General features: G+C 59.8%; 21 protein-coding genes. 4 read left to right on the plus strand and 17 right to left on the minus strand.

What is annotated here, in order from left to right; genetic code table 11:
- Positions 1-75: 75 nt before the first annotated feature.
- The 10 genes from dapE to MB02_RS02140 form a co-directional block, all read right to left on the minus strand.
- The gene (dapE, locus tag MB02_RS02100; protein WP_067531742.1) at positions 76-1,203 is read right to left on the minus strand and encodes a succinyl-diaminopimelate desuccinylase; all 1,128 of its coding nucleotides are present in this window, start codon (positions 1,201-1,203) and stop codon (positions 76-78) included.
- Complete coding sequence (locus tag MB02_RS02105) at positions 1,200-1,871, minus strand: glutathione S-transferase family protein (protein WP_067531744.1); 672 nt, start codon at positions 1,869-1,871, stop codon at positions 1,200-1,202. Before MB02_RS02105 ends, dapE begins: the two co-directional genes overlap by 4 nt.
- 57 nt (positions 1,872-1,928) lie before the next feature.
- Complete coding sequence (locus MB02_RS02110) at positions 1,929-2,414, minus strand: nitroreductase/quinone reductase family protein (protein ID WP_067531746.1); 486 nt, start codon at positions 2,412-2,414, stop codon at positions 1,929-1,931.
- 169 nt (positions 2,415-2,583) lie between these two features.
- Positions 2,584-2,754 carry a general stress protein CsbD gene (locus MB02_RS02115; protein ID WP_067531748.1) on the minus strand — a complete coding sequence of 57 codons (171 nt, stop codon included), beginning with the start codon at positions 2,752-2,754 and terminating at the stop codon, positions 2,584-2,586.
- A gap of 133 nt (positions 2,755-2,887) precedes the next feature.
- Complete coding sequence (gene yihA / locus MB02_RS02120; RefSeq protein ID WP_067532327.1) at positions 2,888-3,544, minus strand: ribosome biogenesis GTP-binding protein YihA/YsxC; 657 nt, start codon at positions 3,542-3,544, stop codon at positions 2,888-2,890.
- Between the two features lie 66 nt (positions 3,545-3,610).
- On the minus strand, positions 3,611-5,419 hold the full coding sequence (gene yidC / locus MB02_RS02125; protein ID WP_067531750.1) for a membrane protein insertase YidC: 1,809 nt from the start codon (positions 5,417-5,419) through the stop codon (positions 3,611-3,613).
- A gap of 54 nt (positions 5,420-5,473) precedes the next feature.
- Positions 5,474-5,683, minus strand: a complete 210-nt coding sequence (gene yidD / locus MB02_RS17335; RefSeq protein WP_082825904.1) for a membrane protein insertion efficiency factor YidD — start codon at positions 5,681-5,683, stop codon at positions 5,474-5,476.
- Positions 5,680-6,060: a ribonuclease P protein component gene (gene rnpA, locus MB02_RS02130; RefSeq protein WP_067531752.1), complete on the minus strand. Its 381-nt coding sequence runs from the start codon at positions 6,058-6,060 to the stop codon at positions 5,680-5,682. Before rnpA ends, yidD begins: the two co-directional genes overlap by 4 nt.
- Before the next feature lie 180 nt (positions 6,061-6,240).
- Complete coding sequence (rpmH, locus tag MB02_RS02135; protein ID WP_067531754.1) at positions 6,241-6,375, minus strand: 50S ribosomal protein L34; 135 nt, start codon at positions 6,373-6,375, stop codon at positions 6,241-6,243.
- A 98-nt stretch (positions 6,376-6,473) separates the two neighbouring features.
- On the minus strand, positions 6,474-7,253 hold the full coding sequence (locus MB02_RS02140; protein WP_156495383.1) for an alpha/beta hydrolase: 780 nt from the start codon (positions 7,251-7,253) through the stop codon (positions 6,474-6,476).
- A 135-nt stretch (positions 7,254-7,388) separates the two neighbouring features.
- Between MB02_RS02140 and MB02_RS02145 the strand changes: the two genes are divergently transcribed.
- Positions 7,389-8,897, plus strand: a complete 1,509-nt coding sequence (locus MB02_RS02145) for a YifB family Mg chelatase-like AAA ATPase (protein ID WP_067531756.1) — start codon at positions 7,389-7,391, stop codon at positions 8,895-8,897.
- 6 nt (positions 8,898-8,903) lie between these two features.
- On the opposite strand, the gene MB02_RS02150 is transcribed toward MB02_RS02145, so the two are convergent.
- The 3 genes from MB02_RS02150 to galE form a co-directional block, all read right to left on the minus strand.
- Positions 8,904-9,533 carry an HAD-IA family hydrolase gene (locus MB02_RS02150; protein WP_235829391.1) on the minus strand — a complete coding sequence of 210 codons (630 nt, stop codon included), beginning with the start codon at positions 9,531-9,533 and terminating at the stop codon, positions 8,904-8,906.
- A gap of 72 nt (positions 9,534-9,605) precedes the next feature.
- The gene (ykgO, locus tag MB02_RS02155; protein ID WP_004210176.1) at positions 9,606-9,731 is read right to left on the minus strand and encodes a type B 50S ribosomal protein L36; all 126 of its coding nucleotides are present in this window, start codon (positions 9,729-9,731) and stop codon (positions 9,606-9,608) included.
- A gap of 71 nt (positions 9,732-9,802) precedes the next feature.
- A complete protein-coding gene (gene galE, locus MB02_RS02160; protein WP_067531757.1) occupies positions 9,803-10,825 on the minus strand; it encodes a UDP-glucose 4-epimerase GalE in 1,023 nt (340 codons plus the stop codon).
- 145 nt (positions 10,826-10,970) lie between these two features.
- Here galE and MB02_RS02165 point away from each other — a divergent pair, with 145 nt between their 5' ends.
- Positions 10,971-11,570, plus strand: coding sequence for a DUF4136 domain-containing protein (locus MB02_RS02165; protein ID WP_067532333.1), 600 nt, complete (start codon positions 10,971-10,973; stop codon positions 11,568-11,570).
- Positions 11,567-12,715, plus strand: coding sequence for a M14 family metallopeptidase (locus tag MB02_RS02170; RefSeq protein ID WP_235829392.1), 1,149 nt, complete (start codon positions 11,567-11,569; stop codon positions 12,713-12,715). Before MB02_RS02165 ends, MB02_RS02170 begins: the two co-directional genes overlap by 4 nt.
- On the opposite strand, the gene MB02_RS02175 is transcribed toward MB02_RS02170, so the two are convergent.
- The 3 genes from MB02_RS02175 to MB02_RS02185 are packed head-to-tail and all read right to left on the minus strand — an operon-like array spanning position 12,712 to position 14,340.
- Complete coding sequence (locus tag MB02_RS02175) at positions 12,712-13,128, minus strand: cytidine deaminase (protein ID WP_067531759.1); 417 nt, start codon at positions 13,126-13,128, stop codon at positions 12,712-12,714. The genes MB02_RS02170 and MB02_RS02175 overlap by 4 nt on opposite strands.
- A gap of 13 nt (positions 13,129-13,141) precedes the next feature.
- Positions 13,142-13,840 carry a glycoside hydrolase family 25 protein gene (locus tag MB02_RS02180; RefSeq protein WP_067531763.1) on the minus strand — a complete coding sequence of 233 codons (699 nt, stop codon included), beginning with the start codon at positions 13,838-13,840 and terminating at the stop codon, positions 13,142-13,144.
- Positions 13,841-13,857: 17 nt separating this feature from the next.
- Positions 13,858-14,340, minus strand: coding sequence for a UPF0262 family protein (locus MB02_RS02185; RefSeq protein WP_067532337.1), 483 nt, complete (start codon positions 14,338-14,340; stop codon positions 13,858-13,860).
- A 127-nt stretch (positions 14,341-14,467) separates the two neighbouring features.
- Here MB02_RS02185 and MB02_RS02190 point away from each other — a divergent pair, with 127 nt between their 5' ends.
- Positions 14,468-15,979, plus strand: coding sequence for a replicative DNA helicase (locus MB02_RS02190; RefSeq protein WP_067531769.1), 1,512 nt, complete (start codon positions 14,468-14,470; stop codon positions 15,977-15,979).
- Here MB02_RS02190 and MB02_RS02195 read toward each other — a convergent pair.
- Positions 15,970-17,163 (minus strand): phospholipase D-like domain-containing protein, encoded by a 1,194-nt coding sequence (locus MB02_RS02195; RefSeq protein ID WP_067531771.1) that lies wholly within the window; start codon positions 17,161-17,163, stop codon positions 15,970-15,972. The two genes, MB02_RS02190 and MB02_RS02195, sit on opposite strands and share 10 nt — an antisense overlap.
- Positions 17,164-17,277: the final 114 nt, after the last annotated feature.

Here is a 17,277-nt window from a genome sequence, read left to right on the forward strand (position 1 = left end):
AAAGCCCACGCCTGCTCGAAAAATCACGAAGCCACATGGCTTCTTCCGCTACGCTCGCAATGACGAACGATGTTTTCAACCCTTCAATGCCGCTTCCGTCACTCTGCGATAAATTCGCGCAAGTGCTTCGAGGTCCGCCAAGGCCACGGCTTCGTCACGCTTGTGCATGGTCGCATTGGACAGGCCGAATTCTATCACGGGGCCGAAGTCCTTTAGGAAACGTGCATCGGACGTTCCACCGGTAGTCGACGCCTCGGGCTCAATTCCCGTCTCGGCCTTCACGGCTTCGGCCACGATGGCTGAAAAGCTGCCCGGTTCGGTCAGAAAGGGTTCGCCGGAGATCACGCAGCGGGCCGTTCCACTGTGGCGAAGGGCGATCTCTTCGATGCGGGCGCAAAGGCTGGCTCCGCTATGGCAATCGTTGAACCGGATCGAAATGCGCGCCTTGGCCAGTGCCGGAATGATATTCGTAGTCGGATTACCGACTTCGAGATCGGTTATTTCCAGATTGGAAGGCTGGAACCATTCCGTTCCCTCATCCAGTACCCAGGCGTCGAGTTCCGCCAGCATCGCGACCAGTTTCGGCACCGGATTATCGGCAAGATGCGGATAGGCGACGTGACCCTGTGTTCCTGCCACCTCGAGCCAAGCGTTCAAAGATCCGCGGCGGCCGATCTTCATCATGTCACCCAACCGACCGACACTGGTTGGTTCCCCCACCAGACACAGGTCCGGAATGGCCGACAATTCCCGCATCCGGTCCATCAGCGCGAGCGTGCCGTATCGTGCAGGCCCTTCCTCGTCACCGGTAATGACGAAGCTGATCGTTCCAGCCTCGACCGGTATATCCCGTACCGCCGCGACCATGGCCGCAATCGCACCCTTCATGTCTACAGCCCCACGGCCATAGAGCAGATCGCCCTTTCGCTCCGGTGCGAAGGGCGCGCTGGTCCACCCATCACCAGGCGGAACGACATCAAGGTGCCCGGCAAAGGCGAAATGGCGGCTGCCTTCCGGCCCACGCCGGATCGCAAAGAGATTCTCCACCGGGCCATCCGGCGGCTCACCCGAGATCCGCCGGTCCACTTCGAAACCAAGCGGACGGAGCATGTCTTCGAGGCAGTCGAATACCAATCCTTCCGCAGGCGTTACACTGGGGCAGGCAATCAGCGCCTCGGCAATGTCGGCGGTAGTCGCATTCATATCTGCTGCGGCCCCTCTTCCCACTGCGCAATGACCCACTGTTCTTCTTCGGCGGCATGGACCCATTGCTGCATCCAGTCATGTTCCCACATGGCCTGCATGTAGGCTTGCGCGAAGCCGGGCACGGTCACCTTGTAAGTCAGAAATCGACTGACGATCGGGGCATAGAAGATGTCTGCCGCTCCGAACGTACCGAACAGGAACGGGCCACCCTTGCCATGCCGCGCCCGCGCTTCTGCCCAGAGGCCCAGAATACGGACGATGTCCGCTTGTATCTCATCCTTGAGAGTCAGGCCGTCGAACTGTTTGCGCACATTCATGGGCAGGCCCCGTCTGAGAGGCAGGTAGGAACTGTGCATTTCCGCAACCATCGACCGGGCCATTCCCCTGGCCGCATCCTCCTTCGGCCAGAAACGATCACGCCCGACCTTGTCGGCCAGATAATCGAGAATGGCGAGACTGTCCCAGATGACGGCGTCCTCATCCCACAGGATCGGCACTTTGCCCGACGAAGGCTGAATATCGCCGCGCTGACGTTTCGCCGCCTCCCAATCCTCGCCATAGAGGCTGACAGTGATTTCCTCGAAATGAAGGCCCGACTGCTTGCAGGCCAACCAGCCGCGCAGGGACCAACTGGAATAATTCTTGTTGCCGATGATCAGTTTCATAGAGCTCAGGGGCCTAGCGGTTCATCGAGATGGTGTCGAGAATGAACGGCAACGCGCTTATTCGGCGAATACAGGGATTTCCTCGCGCAGGAGAATCATCACCAGGGGGATCTCACGCGATGTCATCGCACGGTATTTCGCGTAATAAGGGCTCACTCCGTCCATGTAGGCCCATACGGCCGCCCGCTCTTCCCCTTGGGGCTCACGCCACCCGGCAGAAAACGCCTGCGTCGCGACCTGAACTGCCAGATCGCCGTTCGCGGCGAGATTGAGATACCAGGCAGGATCGACATCGGCGCCACCAAAGGACGCAGCGACCACGATCTCACCGCCATAATTCCCATACATCAGCGGAGTGACGAAATACCTGCCACTCTTGCAACCCTTGCTCCGCAACAGGAGCATCGGATTGAAACGAACACCATCGCGCAGGGGCTCTCCATCCATAAGATGCCCGCGAATGCCGCCCGAACTGATATAGGATTGACGATGTGCGGCGAGATTGTTGCGCACTGCAGTTTCGTGGGCGCTCTCATCCGTCATTCTGCATCCCTCCTGCGCGCCGGTTCATCCGGCTGGAATGATGACTAACGATGTGGGGGTATCTTGTCATGCCAATCCGCGAGCATGGCCGACAGGGTCCGCGAGAGGATCCCAACGAAAAAGGCTCCGCACGGGGCGGAGCCTTTTTCTTCACCGAAGCGTCTGCATATTAGATATCGTCGCCCAGCTTACCCTGGACTTCACCTTTCAACTGCTGGGCCTTGCCCTTCAGTTCCTGCTTCACGCCTTCCGCCTTGGTATCGGCATCGTCGCTCTTCTGTTTGCCCTTGCCGATCGCTTCGTTGATGTTGCCCTTTACCTTTTCGGTGAGCTCACCCATAAAAATTCTCCTGTAATGCTCAGGCTTTATTGCCTGGATATACAGTCAACGGGTCAGCTTGGCATTCGATCCGAAAGAATAGCCCGCGCATCGCAGCCAAGATGCAACTCGCCGCTTAATCGCCAATCCACATTCAGATTTCAGCATCAGCCAGAACTGCTGCGCGCAGCTCTTCAATTCCCATCTTCTTTTCGGAGGAGGTAACGTGGATTACCGGATAGGCAGCAGGGTGCTTTCTGGCTTCAGCCAAGGTCGCGTCGAGCACTTTCTGCAACTCGCTGGCCTTGATCTTGTCCGCCTTGGTCAACACAACGCGATATCCGACCGCAGCCTCATCAAGCATGCGCATCATCTCGCGATCGACGTCCTTCACACCGTGGCGTGAATCGATCAGCAGCAGCGTCCGCTTGAGCGGCACGCGTCCCCGCAGGAAGCTGCGTACCAGCCCACGCCAATTTTCGACGACCTTGGGCGGGGCTTTGGCGAACCCATAACCTGGCATATCGACCAGGCGAAACAACGTCGGTTCCCCCACTTCAAAGAAGTTCAGCTCCTGCGTGCGGCCTGGCGTGACAGAAGTCCGTGCGATCGACTTGCGCCCAGTCAGCGCATTGAGCAACGAACTCTTGCCAACATTGGAGCGACCGCAAAAGGCTATCTCGGGATAGTCCGGATCAGGAATGAACTTGAGCGAGGGAGCGGATTTCAGGAATTCCACACGCCCTGAAAACAGCCGTCCTGCGCGTGCGGCAAGTTCCGCCTCTTTTGCGCCCGCTTCATCATCCGTCATTGTGAACCACCCGCCGCAGCGTTGCCGCCGAGCGGCCCGCTGCACACACGGGAAAGGCCGACCACCTCATGCCCCCTTCTTGTCGCGGGCATGTTTTCTGGCCATGTCCACCTTATCTTTCGCAGCCTGCTCCTTCAATTGCGGATGGCGGCTGTAGAGGAACTGTTGCTGCGCGATGGTCAGCACGTTCGACGTGATCCAGTAAAGCAGCAAACCGGCCGCAAAAGGCGCCATCACGAACATCATAACCCAGGGCATGATTGCAAACATCTGCTGCTGGATCGGATCCATCGCCGCCGGATTAAGCCGGAACTGGAAGAACATCGTCACGCCCAGCAGGAGAGCCAGCGGCCCGATTGCAAGGAAGCTCGGCGGATCGAAAGGCAACGTACCGAACAGATTCAGGATATGCAGCGGATCGGGGGCCGACAAATCCCTGATCCACAGCACGAAAGGCTGATGACGCATTTCGATCGTCAGGATCAGAGTCTTGTAGAGCGCAAAGAAGATCGGAATCTGGATCAGGATCGGCAAGCAGCCAGCCAGCGGATTGACGCCTTCTTCCTTGTATAGCGCCATCGTCTCCTGCTGGAGCTTCGGCTTGTCGTCCTTATACCGTTCCTGCAGCGCCTTCATCTTGGGCTGAATGGCTCGCATCGAAGCCATGCTCGCGAATTGCTTCTGCGCAATCGGGAACATGACACCGCGAATAATCAGCGTCAGCAGAATGATCGCCAGGCCGAAATTGCCGACCAGGCTGAACAGCTTGTCCAGCAGCAGGAAGATCGGACGTTCGAACCAGCGGAACCATCCCCAATCGATGGCGAGGCCGAAATTGGTAATCCCCTGATCTTCATACTTGTCGAGAACCGCACTTTCCTTCGCCCCGGCAAACAGGCGCGTCGTGCGGGTGACTTGTTTTCCAGGAGCAACCGTTACCGGCTGATAGATCAGGTCGGCACGATAAAGGTTCTTGCCCAGCGAACGAAAATCGCTGTCCGGCTTGGTTCCCTTGTCCGGCACCAGCGCGGACAGCCAGTAGATATCGGTAAAACCGATCCAGTCGGCACGCCCGCTGGGGGTGACAGTGCCGCCCTTCACGACATCCTTGTAGTTGTTTCCGAAATCAACCGAACCGTCGAATGCGCCGATCGGGCCGGAATGGACATTCCACGTGTCAGTGCTGGCCGTCTTGTCCGTGCGGTTGATCAAGGCGAATGGGCGCGCAAGAAGCGAACCGGCACCGGTATTCACGACCGTCTGCTTCGCAGTGATCAGGTAATCCCGGTCAATTTCAAACCGAATCGCAAAATCCTGCCCTTCCCCGTTCGACCAGCGCAGTGTCACGGGGCTATCAGGCGCCAGACGATCGCCTTCCACCTGCCAGCGCGTGTCGATACCGGGCAATTTCGCCGGATCGACACCGTCACCACCGACCCAGCCAAATTGAGCGAAGTACTGCGCGGGCGTACCAGCGGGAGAAAAGAGCCGGACAGGACCGCTGTCTTTTTCGACAGTCTGTCTGAAATCGTTGAGCGTCAAATCGTCGATCACCGCCCCGGTAAGATTGATCGAGCCGGTCAGACTGGGGGCAGCGATGGGGACACGCGCCGGCGAAGCAAGATCCGTGGCCAGTTCACGTTGTTCCGCCGCGATATCGGCGGCGCTCTGCAGACCGCCTTCGCGAGTGCGCTTCGCAGGTGTGGCCTCCGTTTGGTCTCCGCCCTGGGCAGTCGTATCGAGCTTGTCCGCGACCTGTTGTTCCGCGACCGGTTTGGGGGAATGCGGGAAGAACCAGCTCATCGCATATTCCCAGCCGAGCAGCAGCAGCATGGACAGAGCCACTGCCAGTACGATGTTACGCTGGTTGCTCACTTGTTATCCCTGTTTCCGATTCCGAATCGCCCGCCGGGCCAAGCATTTCTTGCCTCAGGGCACCGGATCATACCCGTGCCCTCCCCATGGGTGGCAGCGCAATAGACGCTTAAGGGCAAGCCATCCACCCTTGATTGCACCGTGCTTCCTCAACGCCTGAATCGCGTATTCACTGCATGACGGTGCATAACGGCAGGTCGGGGGCAATATCCGCGAGGGGCCCAGTTGCCAGGCGCGAGCAATCAGAATGAAGATGTACTTCATTTCCCGCGCCCCTTCGCCCGTATTCGGCGAGGGGGATCGCCCTTTCCCGCCGCCGCGCGCGCAAGTGCAACACCCAGTTCTTCGCGCAGCAGGGCGAAGTCCCGTTCGATCCCACCTTCACGTCCGATCAACACGTGGTCGTGATCGGCCAGGCCCTCCAACGGGAGCTTTTCGCGCAGCAGCGCACGAAACCGGCGTTTCATCCGGTTGCGGACCACGGCATTGCCGATCCGCTTCGTCACCGTGATGCCAAAGCGCTTGCCCATACTGTCATTGGGCCGCGCCAGCAGAACGAAGCCGGGCCGTGCAATGCGCAGCCCCTTGTTGGCGGAGAGAAAATCCGCGCGGCGAGTAAGAACCTTCAGTTCCGGCGGCATGGGATCTGGTTATCCGGCGAACTGAGCGGAGTCGAGCGCAACTGTCGGTGGACGCTGCAAACAAGACCAGCCCGCTTCTCCATCCACTTTCCGTTCAGGCCGTACCTGACAGAACCGGATGGAGAAGCGGGCTGGAAACCTTGTGCGAATCAGGCCAAGCCCGATTCGTCCGGCTTGCGATCAGGCCGAAAGCTTGGTGCGACCGCGAGCGCGGCGGGCACGCAGAACCTTGCGGCCACCAACAGTTGCCTTGCGGGCGCGAAAACCGTGACGCCGCTTGCGCACGAGATTGCTAGGCTGAAAAGTGCGCTTCATCGTGAAACCCTCGATTATTCCAAATGGCACCGGACTTAAACCGGCGCGAATAAAAAAGCCGCCCGTTACAGACGGCCTCATGATTACGGAGCGGGCGGTTAATTGAGCCCGGCGCTTAAGTCAAGATAGGGCAGCTGGAGATATGCAAGCCGAGGCATTGCCTCCGGTTCGGGTTGCGGCGGTGAAAGGGGGATCTCCTGCCCCAGCCACCGCCGCATCTCGCCAGCGCCGAACCAATGCGCACCGCCATAGGGTACGGAGTTGGTCATGGCGTAAAAGGCCTGCGCCGTAGGCGCATCCATCCCCATTTCCTTATAATATATGAGATACTTCCGATTCTCAGGTGCGGTGGCTGCGTAATCCGTCGCCTCCATGCCATCCTCATCGGCCCAGGCATGCACAGCAAATTCCGCCCCGTCATCCACCTGGCGATGGGCACCGGCGAGGAACAGTTCCACTCCACCGGAACGAACCGAGCCTCCACGCGGCACGTGCGTAGCAAGGCCTGCGGCGCGAATCATTCGCCCCAGCCGCAAATTGGCCCGGTCGTCATATGTGCCGGGGCAATCGAGCAGTTCGAGCACCGTCAGCCCTGGATAGTCGCGAAGCATGGCAGCGAATTGGGCAGGTGAATGTTCATCGGTCACATCGACCAAAGCAGCGTGCGCCGGATCGACCACACGGAAGGGGCCATATACCGCAATACCCGCCGGAATGGGTGCGGGCGGCGCATGGACAAAACGCTCGGCGACCACGCTATTGGCATATCCCGCCTCGCTTGCATGTCCCCCAGCCGGCACCAGCAGCAACGCTGCAAGGGCGGGAAGAAAGGCGAGACCGACGCGCATGGTGGTGGCTTGCGCCCCAACCGCCTGCATCTTTCCCAACGGAAAAGGTTGCCGGGAAATTCACCCTGATTTTGCGCCAAAACGGACCCAACCGCTCGCGCCTCTCGACACGGCAAGCCGTAGCGCTATCCTTTGGAGGTTCAAAGACTTGGGGAATTCCTGCCAGTGGTGGCATTTGTATCGACCGTGGCCTATCTCGGGCTGGAGGCGCGCGCCGTCGAAGTGCAATGCCAGGTAGCCCCCGGCATGCCACGTTTTGCGATCGTCGGGTTGCCGGACAAGGCCGTGGGAGAAAGCCGCGAACGCGTGCAGGCTGCGCTCGCCGCGATGGGCCTGTCCCTTCCGCCAAAGCGGATCACGATCAATCTCTCGCCCGCCGACCTGCCCAAGGAAGGATCACATTACGATCTCCCGATCGCACTGGCTCTGCTGGCAGCAATGGGCGTGACCGACGCAGAACAAATTGCGGACTGGATCGCCGTGGGGGAATTGGCGCTCGATGGCAGAATCGTGCCCTCACCCGGCGTGCTGTTGGCCGCGCTCCACGCCAGCGAACAGGACAAGGGACTGATCTGCCCGGCAGCCCAGGGAACCGAAGCCCGCTGGGCCAGTGGCATCCCGATCTGCGCCGCACCCGATCTGATCAGTTTGCTGAATCATCTGAAAGGCACACAACGCTTACCTGATCCACCACCCGGCGATGCCCAGCCCGCAGCCATCGGCCCCGACCTGAGGCAGGTCAAGGGACAGGAAAGCGCCAAACGCGCTCTCGAAATCGCAGCGGCGGGCGGGCACAACCTGTTGATGATCGGCCCGCCCGGTTCGGGCAAGAGCCTGATGGCATCCTGCCTGCCCGGCATTCTCCCACCACTGACACCTGTCGAAGCGCTGGAGGTTTCGATGGTGGCTTCCGTAGCAGGTACTCTGGAAGGCGGGCGGATCAGTCGTTCCCGCCCCTTTCGTGCCCCACACCATTCTGCATCCATGGCAGCCTTGACGGGCGGAGGGTTACGAGTACGACCGGGCGAGGTTTCCATGGCCCATCTCGGTGTGCTGTTTCTCGACGAATTGCCCGAATTCCAGCGCGCAGTGCTCGATTCGCTGCGGCAGCCGCTGGAAACCGGCAAAGTCGATGTCGCGCGCGCCAATGCTCATGTCACTTACCCGGCACGGGTCCAGTTGATCGCCGCAATGAATCCATGCCGTTGCGGCCATTTGGGTGATCCTGCACTTGCCTGTTCACGCGCGCCCCGCTGTGCTGCGGACTATCAATCGAAAGTCAGTGGCCCACTGCTGGACAGGATCGATCTGCATGTAGAAGTGGAAGCTGTCAGCGCCCCCGACCTTGCTCTCCCCCCCTCTTCCGAAGGATCGGCGGATGTCGCCGAACGCGTGGCAGCAGCCAGGACAGTCCAGATCGAGCGCCTGAAAGGCACTGCAATGCGGTCAAACGCCGAACTGGACGGGGACATGTTGGTAACGCACGCTACACCTGACAATGCGGGACAAGCCCTGCTGACGCAGGCTGCGGAAGCAATGCGGCTGTCAGCCAGGGGTTATACCAGGATGCTGCGTGTCGCCCGGACCATTGCCGACCTGGCGCAGTCCACACAGATCAGCCGCATCCATATTGCCGAGGCACTGAGCTATCGCCGCCAACCTCCGAGAGCCTGAAGCCTGTTATTGGCCAAGCAGCCCGCGTGTCGCGAGATCGGCTTCCAATGCCTGCGCTCCGGTAAAGTGATGCACCTGCCATCCCAGACGCTGTGCCGCCTCGATATTGGGCAGGCTGTCATCTATGAAAAGCATCTCACAGGCGCGATATCCGAAACGCTGCTCCGCCAGCCGGTAGATGGCTGAGCCCGGTTTTGCGAGCTTCTCTTTCCCGGATACGACGATGTCGCGGAAGTGATCGAACAACGGTTCGGTGGGGCGAAATTCCGACCAGAATTTGTCAGCAAAATTGGTGATCGCGAACAAGGGAACACCGCAGGCCGCCAACCGCGCCACCAGATCGGAAGTGCCGGGGACCAATCCCGGAATTGAGTCGGCAAAATTCACCGCATATGCGTCGATCGCAGCGGCGAAATCAGGAAAAGCCCGCTTACGCTCTGCCACCATCTCGTCGAGATCACGGCCCGCGTCATGCTGGGCATGCCACGCTTCGCTCACGACATTGGCGAAAGCCCACTGAACGCATGCCTCATCATCATAGACCTTGCGGAGCAGAAGCCGCAGATCCCATTCCACGAGCACACGTCCGACATCGAAGACAACCGCGCGAACCAGTTCCGCAGGTCGATCAGACACAACAAAAGCCCCCGCTTCCGCAGGGGCTTCTGATCTCATCGCAACCGCGCAACATGCGCGGCGCGGCAGGCATCAACCCTGGCGCGCCTTGAAACGGCGGTTGGTCTTGTTGATCACATACGTGCGGCCACGACGGCGGATCACACGATTGTCGCGGTGGCGACCTTTGAGCGACTTGAGGCTGTTGCGAATCTTCATGGCTATCTCTTTTTGCGGGTTCACCCGCTCGAAATTGGAAGCCGGGCCGTTACGGGTGAAGGCTGCCCAAGTCAAGCTTCACCGCGGATTTCAGTCAATTTCCGTTCCCAGGCCAACGCATGAGTAACGATCTGGTCGAGATCGGCATGTTTGGGCACCCATGGCAGGGTCTCCCTGATCCGGCGATTATCCGAAATCAGCGAATCGGGGTCGCCCGCGCGCCGTGGCCCCATGAAGCGCTCGATCTTGCGGTTCGTCACCCGATCCACAGCATCAAGCACTTCGAGTACCGAAAAGCCCCTGCCATAACCACAGTTCATGGTCAGTGACTGGCCAGGGCGACGAATCAGTTCCTCCAAGGCGAGCACATGGGCATCCGCCAGATCGGACACATGGATATAGTCACGCACGCCTGTGCCGTCGGGCGTATCATAGTCCGTTCCGAACACGGATACGCTGCTCCTTTTGCCCAATGCCGCTTCGACCGCCACCTTGATGAGGTGTGTCGCCCCGGCGGTCGACTGGCCACTGCGCGCCCTGGGATCTGCGCCTGCGACATTGAAATAACGCAACGCGCAGTAGTTCAAAGGATGGGCCCTGGCCGTATCCGCCAGCATGATCTCCGTCATCAGCTTGGACATGCCGTAGGGATTGATGGGCTGTTTCGGGCTGTCCTCGCTGACAGGCGAAACTTTCGGAATACCGTAGGTCGCCGCCGTCGAACTGAAGATGAAATGCTTCACACCGCCGTTCACCGCCGCTTCCAGCAGCGCACGGCTCTTCGCGGTATTGTTGTGATAGTATTTGAGCGGGTTCTCCACCGATTCCGGCACGATGATCGACCCGGCGAAATGCATCACCGCGCCAATGCCCTGTTCGTCAAATATCCGGGCCAGCAGAGCGGCATCCTCGATATCGCCTTCGTACAGCGGCACATGATCAGGTACGGCGAAACGAAAGCCGGTCGACAAGTTGTCGATCACCGCAACCTGCCAACCGGCATCAAGGAGGGCCAGAACTGCATGGCTGCCGATATAGCCCGCCCCGCCGGTCACGAGCACGGGACATTTAGCGCAAGAAGGATTGTCATTCATGCGGATGGTCCTAGCAGCATAAAGCCGAGCGTTCGGTTAATTTCGTCGCAACGGCGGCACGCGTAGCCTCATCTTCCAGCGGGCTTGCATGACGGCACACACCGCCGCACAGTCTGCGCATGACAAGAGAGAGGAAACACCCGCGATGAAACCGGCCCCGTTTGCCGCAGCCCTGATCGGGCTCACCGCATTGACAGGTTGCGTCGCCCCTATCGGGCCAGTCGAAGTCACACGGTTTCACGAGCCGAGCGCTGACAATCTTCTCTTTGAACGTGGCACGATCGCCGTGGAAGCCGCACCTGGCGCCAATCCTGACTCGCTCGAATTTCGCAGCTTCCAGATGGCTGTCGCCCGTCAGCTCACCGCACTCGGGTTTCGCGAGGCAACAACCGGCGACAGCGCGCAGGTGGCGTTGGTACGTGTCGAACGGACTTCCTTCCGCCCGGGAAGGGATGGAGGCCCCGTCAGTGTCGGCGTGGGCGGCAGCACCGGCAGCTACGGTTCGGGAGTCGGCATGGGCATTGGAATTGACCTGTCCGGCCCTCCACCGGAACAAGTCACAACGGAATTGTGGGTACAAATCCGCAACCGCGCCAGCGGAAGCGCCGTGTGGGAAGGCCGCGCGCGTTTCACGGTCAGGAGCGACTCCCCACTCGCCGGAACGCAACTCGGGGCCCCCAAGCTCGCTGAGGCATTGTTCCGCAATTTTCCCGGCGTGTCAGGTCAAACGGTAGAAGTGAAGTGAACGATCCAGTGAGAAATGGCGACATCCAGATCAACGCAGCCTTCGACAGCGGTAATATAGAGATCGTGTCGATCAGCGGCGCTGAAGCAAAACTCACGATCCGCAAGGACAAGGAATCCGATTTTTACCAATGGTTCCACTTTCGCGTTTCCGGCGCGGCCGGGCGTGAACTGGAATTGCATCTTACCGGTCTGGCGTCCGCCGCCTATCCAGCGGGATGGCCGGATTACCAGGCCTGTGTTTCGGAAGATCGCGAATGGTGGGGCCGCGCAGACACGATCTGGAACAAGGAAAGAGACGGCGGCACGCTGACAATTCGATACCGGCCGGGGAGCGATATTGTCTGGTTTGCCTATTTCGCCCCCTATTCGATCGAACGGCATCATGATCTGGTCGCGCAAAGCGCGGCATGTGAAGGCGTGACCTATCGCTGCCTTGGAACCAGCATCGATGGTCAACCGATCGACTGCCTCGAAATGGGCAGCGGTCCGTTGCAAGTGTGGCTCTATGCCCGCCAGCACCCAGGTGAAAGCATGGCCGAATGGTGGATGGAAGGCGCCCTGGAATGCCTGACCGATACAGCCGATCCAGTAGGCCGCGTACTGCGGGAAAAGTGCACCTTGCATCTCGTGCCTAATGCCAATCCGGACGGATCCTGCCGAGGCCACCTGCGAACCAACGCAAAAGGCGTCAACCTCAACCGTGAATGGCACGAACCCAGTGCTGAACAATCGCCCGAAGTGCTGGCAATCCGCAACGCAATGGACGAGACCGGTGTCGATTTTGCCATGGATGTGCATGGCGACGAGGCAATTCCCGCAGTTTTCCTCGCCGGCTTTGAAGGCATTCCGTCATGGAAAGACGAGCAGGGTAAACGATTCTATCGCTACCAGTCGATCCTTGCCCGGCGCACGCCGGATTTCCAGACTGCTCTGGGCTACCCAAAGTCGGCACCCGGCCGGGCCAATCTGACGATGTCGACCAATCAGGTGGCAGAACGATTCGGTGCCTGCGCGATGACATTGGAAATGCCGTTCAAGGACAACCGTGACTTGCCTGACCCTGCGCAGGGCTGGAGCCCGGAACGCAGCAAGATCCTTGGCCGGGAATGCCTGGCCGCGCTGGTGGAATGGCTTGAAGACTAGCTCAGGCTATCCGGCCCGAAAGCCTGGGGCAACAACGCAGAAAGACGGGTTGCGACGACATCACTATCGTTGGCGCACCATACGATCGGGTCCGTATCGCCCAGTGCCGCCAGTTCATTCAACACCTGACGACATCGTCCGCAGGGCGTCACCGGCTTCGCTGCAGCGGCAAAGACCGCCACCGCCTGCAATCCGCCACGATGCCCTTCGCCCATGGCCTTCGCGACAGCGACCGTTTCCGCACATAGCGAGAGCCCATAGCTGGCGTTCTCGACATTGCTGCCCGTAACCACAGTGCCATCCGCGAAAGACAGCGCCGCGCCGACCCCCAACCCTGAATAGGGGGCATAGGCGTCTTCCTGCGCATGTCTCGCCGCAACTACCAGTTCGTCGCGATCCGAATCGTCACTCATGACTGTTGCTCCGTCAAAGCTGCACCACCACCCAGCGTACAGGCTCGCTGCCCGCTTCCGTATGCAGCATCGTATTGGCCGTCCACAAAGTCCACGGACGGCCGCCATAATCGGGTTGGAAATACGTCCGGGTAAGCCAGAGATTGCGCTCCAGCCGCGGGGCAAGATGATATGCCTGCTCAAACGCAGGTGAAACCTTGAGCAGTGCGGGTTTGCCCACATGCCCTTCCACCTGGTTGAGAAAGGTCATCAACTCGCTTTCGACTGCGGCCTCGCTCACCCTTGTCGGGCAGTTTTCCGCCGTCCGTTCAAGAGCGATGGCGGGCGGAAGCAATTCCGGATCGCGTGCCACCACAGTCACGAAATTGGCTGACTGCCGTTCAGCCGGGATGCAGGGATCGTAATCATGAACTGCCCCCACCTGCAGCCCGGCGGCCCGCGCGGCGGCAAAATAGCGAATGAAATCCGGGTCGCGGCTCTTTTCCCCTTCGCTCGCCTCGATATAGGCGAAATCGGCACCAATCGCGCGAAGTGCCCGGAAATCGACCGCACCATCCCCCGCTTCCACCAGTACGCCCTGCATGGGGAATGCCTCTCGCGATGGTGTCCAGTGGATCAATCGCCACCAGCCTGCCACGGCGGCTATCAACAAAACGAACAGCAATGCCGCAGGCCAGCGCAGCCGGGCGGCAAGGCTCCGTTTCCTGCCCATGATCGCGTGCCCCCTTCCTAACCCTTGATGTGCAGGACGCAGATCAGGGTGAAAAGCCGTCGAGCAGTCGAGAAATCGGTGTCCACTTTACCATCCAGCCGTTCCAGCAGCAGCCGTGCGGCATCGTCGTGAATCGCGCGCCGGGCCATGTCTATGGTTTCGATCTCCTGCGCGCTCGCCTTGCGAATCGCCTGATAATACGAATCGCAAATCGCGAAATATTCGCGGATCGGCCGACGAAATCGTGCCAGTCCGAGCAGCAGGGTTTCGATCGGGTCATCCACCTCGTTACGGATTTCCATTACTAGTCGCCCATCCGTAACCGAAAGGAACAACCGCCACGGCCCGGCATGCCCGGCCTCTGCCGCACGCAACGGCTTGAAACTGTTTTCCTCGATCAGGTCGAAGATGGCGATCCGTCGTTCCTGCTCGATATCGGCATTGCGCCAGATGATGGTCGCATCGTCGAGTTCGATGTGGGAGATTCGATGATCGGGCATGATATGGAGCCTGCTTTCGCAGATGGGCACCATATGGGGCAAGAGGGATCATCCATCCCCGATATCCACAAGCCATTCGTCCCCCGCACACCTTGCGCGGAACCTGTGCGAAGCGCATGGCGGGCCGATGGCTGACGAAGACCTCCTGATCCGTTCCGACAATGCCCCCTCGATGCGTGCCTTGCCATCCAACATAGAGGCGGAAGCCGCCTTTCTGGGCGCGGTGTTGATCGACAATCGCGTGATAGAGGATTTGCGCACTCCTCTGCGGGCCGACCATTTCTTCGAGCCGCTTCATGCCCGGATCTACGAGCGCATCCTAACACTGGTCGACCGCCAGGCCGTAGTGACACCGGTTACCCTGAAACCCTACTTCGAAGGCGATGAAGCGCTCAAGGAACTGGGCGGTATCACATATCTCGCCCGCCTGACCGCAGACGGCCAGGGGTTGCTTGCCGCTCGCGAACTGGCGGAACAGATCTACGATCTCGCGTTACTGCGGGAACTGGTCTCTGTCGGGCGGAACCTGGTCGAAGGGGCCCTGGACACATCCGACGAAGTCGCTCCACTGGAACAGGTCGAAAAAGCCGAAGCAGCGCTCTATTCTGTTGCCGAAGGTGCCTCTTCCGGAAACGAGGCTCAAAGTTTCGGCACCGCGACCTACAAGGCGCTCGGAATGATCGAAACCGCGATCAATTCCGGTGGCCACGTCTCCGGCACGACGACCGGCCTTACCAGTGTGAATGAGAAAATCGGTGGACTTCACAATTCCGACCTCGTGATACTTGCCGGGCGCCCGGGCATGGGCAAGACGTCGTTGGCCACCAATATCGCCTTCAACGCCGCAGACCGCCTGTTGCGCGACCGGCAGGACGGCATCGTGGAAAAGGAATCGATCGGCGCGGCAGTCGCTTTCTTCAGCCTGGAAATGAGCGCGGACCAGCTAGCCACGCGTATTCTCGCGGAGCAGGCCGGAATCAGCGGCGAATCGCTGCGCATGGGGAAAATCAGCCGCGACGATTTTCAGCAGCTTTCGTATGCCAGCCAGCGTCTGGCCGAATTGCCGCTCTATATCGACGACACTCCTGCCCTTTCGATTGCGGCCCTGCGCGCGCGGGCGCGGCGGCTGAAGCGGCGGCACGATATCGGCCTGATCGTGGTCGATTACCTGCAACTCCTGCAAGGCAGCGGGCGGGCGACAGACAATCGCGTGAACGAAATTTCCGAAATCAGTCGTGGCCTGAAAACACTGGCCAAGGAACTCGACGTGCCAGTAATCGCGCTGTCACAGCTCTCTCGTGCGGTCGAACAGCGGGACGACAAACGCCCCCAGCTGTCCGATTTGCGCGAATCCGGTTCTATCGAACAAGACGCGGACATGGTCTGGTTCGTCTATCGCGAGGACTATTACGTTGCCGCCAAGGAGCCCAAGGTTCCACAAGGTGACGACGACGCCAAGGCGCATGAGGCACACAACAGCTGGGCCGCCGAAATGGAGCGGGTTCACGGGCTGGCGGAACTGATCGTTGCCAAGCAGCGTCACGGTTCGACCGGCAAAGTGCGGCTACGCTTCGAAGCGAAGATCACGCGCTTCAGTGACCTGGCGGACGATTCCTATGCCGCACAAGCCTATGATTGATGGTCTTCCCTCGGCAAAAGGGCCGATCCCAGCCCGAGATTGAGCCGCCGGGTTATCGAGTAATCGAGCACTGTCACAAGGAACCAGCTCAGTCGCCAGCGAAGCCGGTTGAACAGCGTCCGGCGCGAACGGTCGACGGCCAGCGTAATATGCTCTGACGCGGGAAGATGCAGGCTGACATAGTCACGCATTTTTTCCGCAAGCGCCGCGTCTTCGATCCTGAGCATGAGTTCGAGATTGAGATAGAGACTGCGCATGTCGAAGTTGCCGCTGCCGATGTAGACGGCATCGTCCACCACAATCAGCTTGGTGTGCAGCTTGCAGGGGCTGAATTCCCATATTCCGGCACCATGCTTCAGCAACCGGCGATAAAGTGATCGGGATGCTCCGATCGTCGCTCCGTTGTCCGACTTGCATGGCAACAGGAGGCGTACTTCCCCACCTTCCGCCAACCGTGCAATGCGGCCGAGCATGAACGGTGCAGGTGAGAAATACGCCATGATCATGTCCAGCCTGCGGGCTCGGGAAATATCCTTGCTCACATGCCGCGCCCAGGTGCTGGGTACCCGGGTGGGGCCACCGATAAGCCAGCGCAGCGGGCCATCGCCTGGCCGCCATTCCCGCACCATGCGCCGGATAGCGCGGAATTGTGCCTTGGGTTCCGCCGTCCATGCGGCAAGCTGATCGAACCAGAGCTCAAGCCCCTCAACAGCATCTCCGACCAAGCGCATTCCCAGATCGTGCCAACCATTTTCCTCTGGCGGGGCAAAGTAATCGTCCTGCACATTGAAACCGCCGATCATCGCCCGCTCCCCATCGGCAATGACGATCTTCTGGTGATTCCGAATAAGATAGCGGCGCGACCAGCGCGGACTGAAAAAATGGAAGCGGCCCCCCGCCTCCACCAGAGGGACAAAGAAGGCTTCCCTCGCATCCGAACCGAAACGGTCGACAATCAATGTGACATCGACTCCCCTTCGTGCGGCTTCTGCCAATGCATCACGGACGAGACGTCCGCATTTGTCCTCTTCGAAAACGTAGAAGCAGAGCTTGAGCGTTCGCGTCGCTCTGCCGATCAATTTCAGTAGAGCCTCGAGCCGGTCGCTTCCTGCCGGATAGAAGGTCAGTTCATGCCCGTGAGATTCGACTGAAAAGGGAGCAGGATCGCTGTAGATGGCATCCATGCGCGCTGTCCGTCTCCACTTCCCGTAACAATACCGGTCCCACCCATCATAGCCGAAAACCTTGACTTTGGGCCGTCATCCCCGTAGTGAACCGGCTTTCCCGCAAGGTCCAAC

This window comes from Croceicoccus estronivorus, assembly GCF_001625325.1.
GTDB lineage: Bacteria > Pseudomonadota > Alphaproteobacteria > Sphingomonadales > Sphingomonadaceae > Caenibius > Caenibius estronivorus.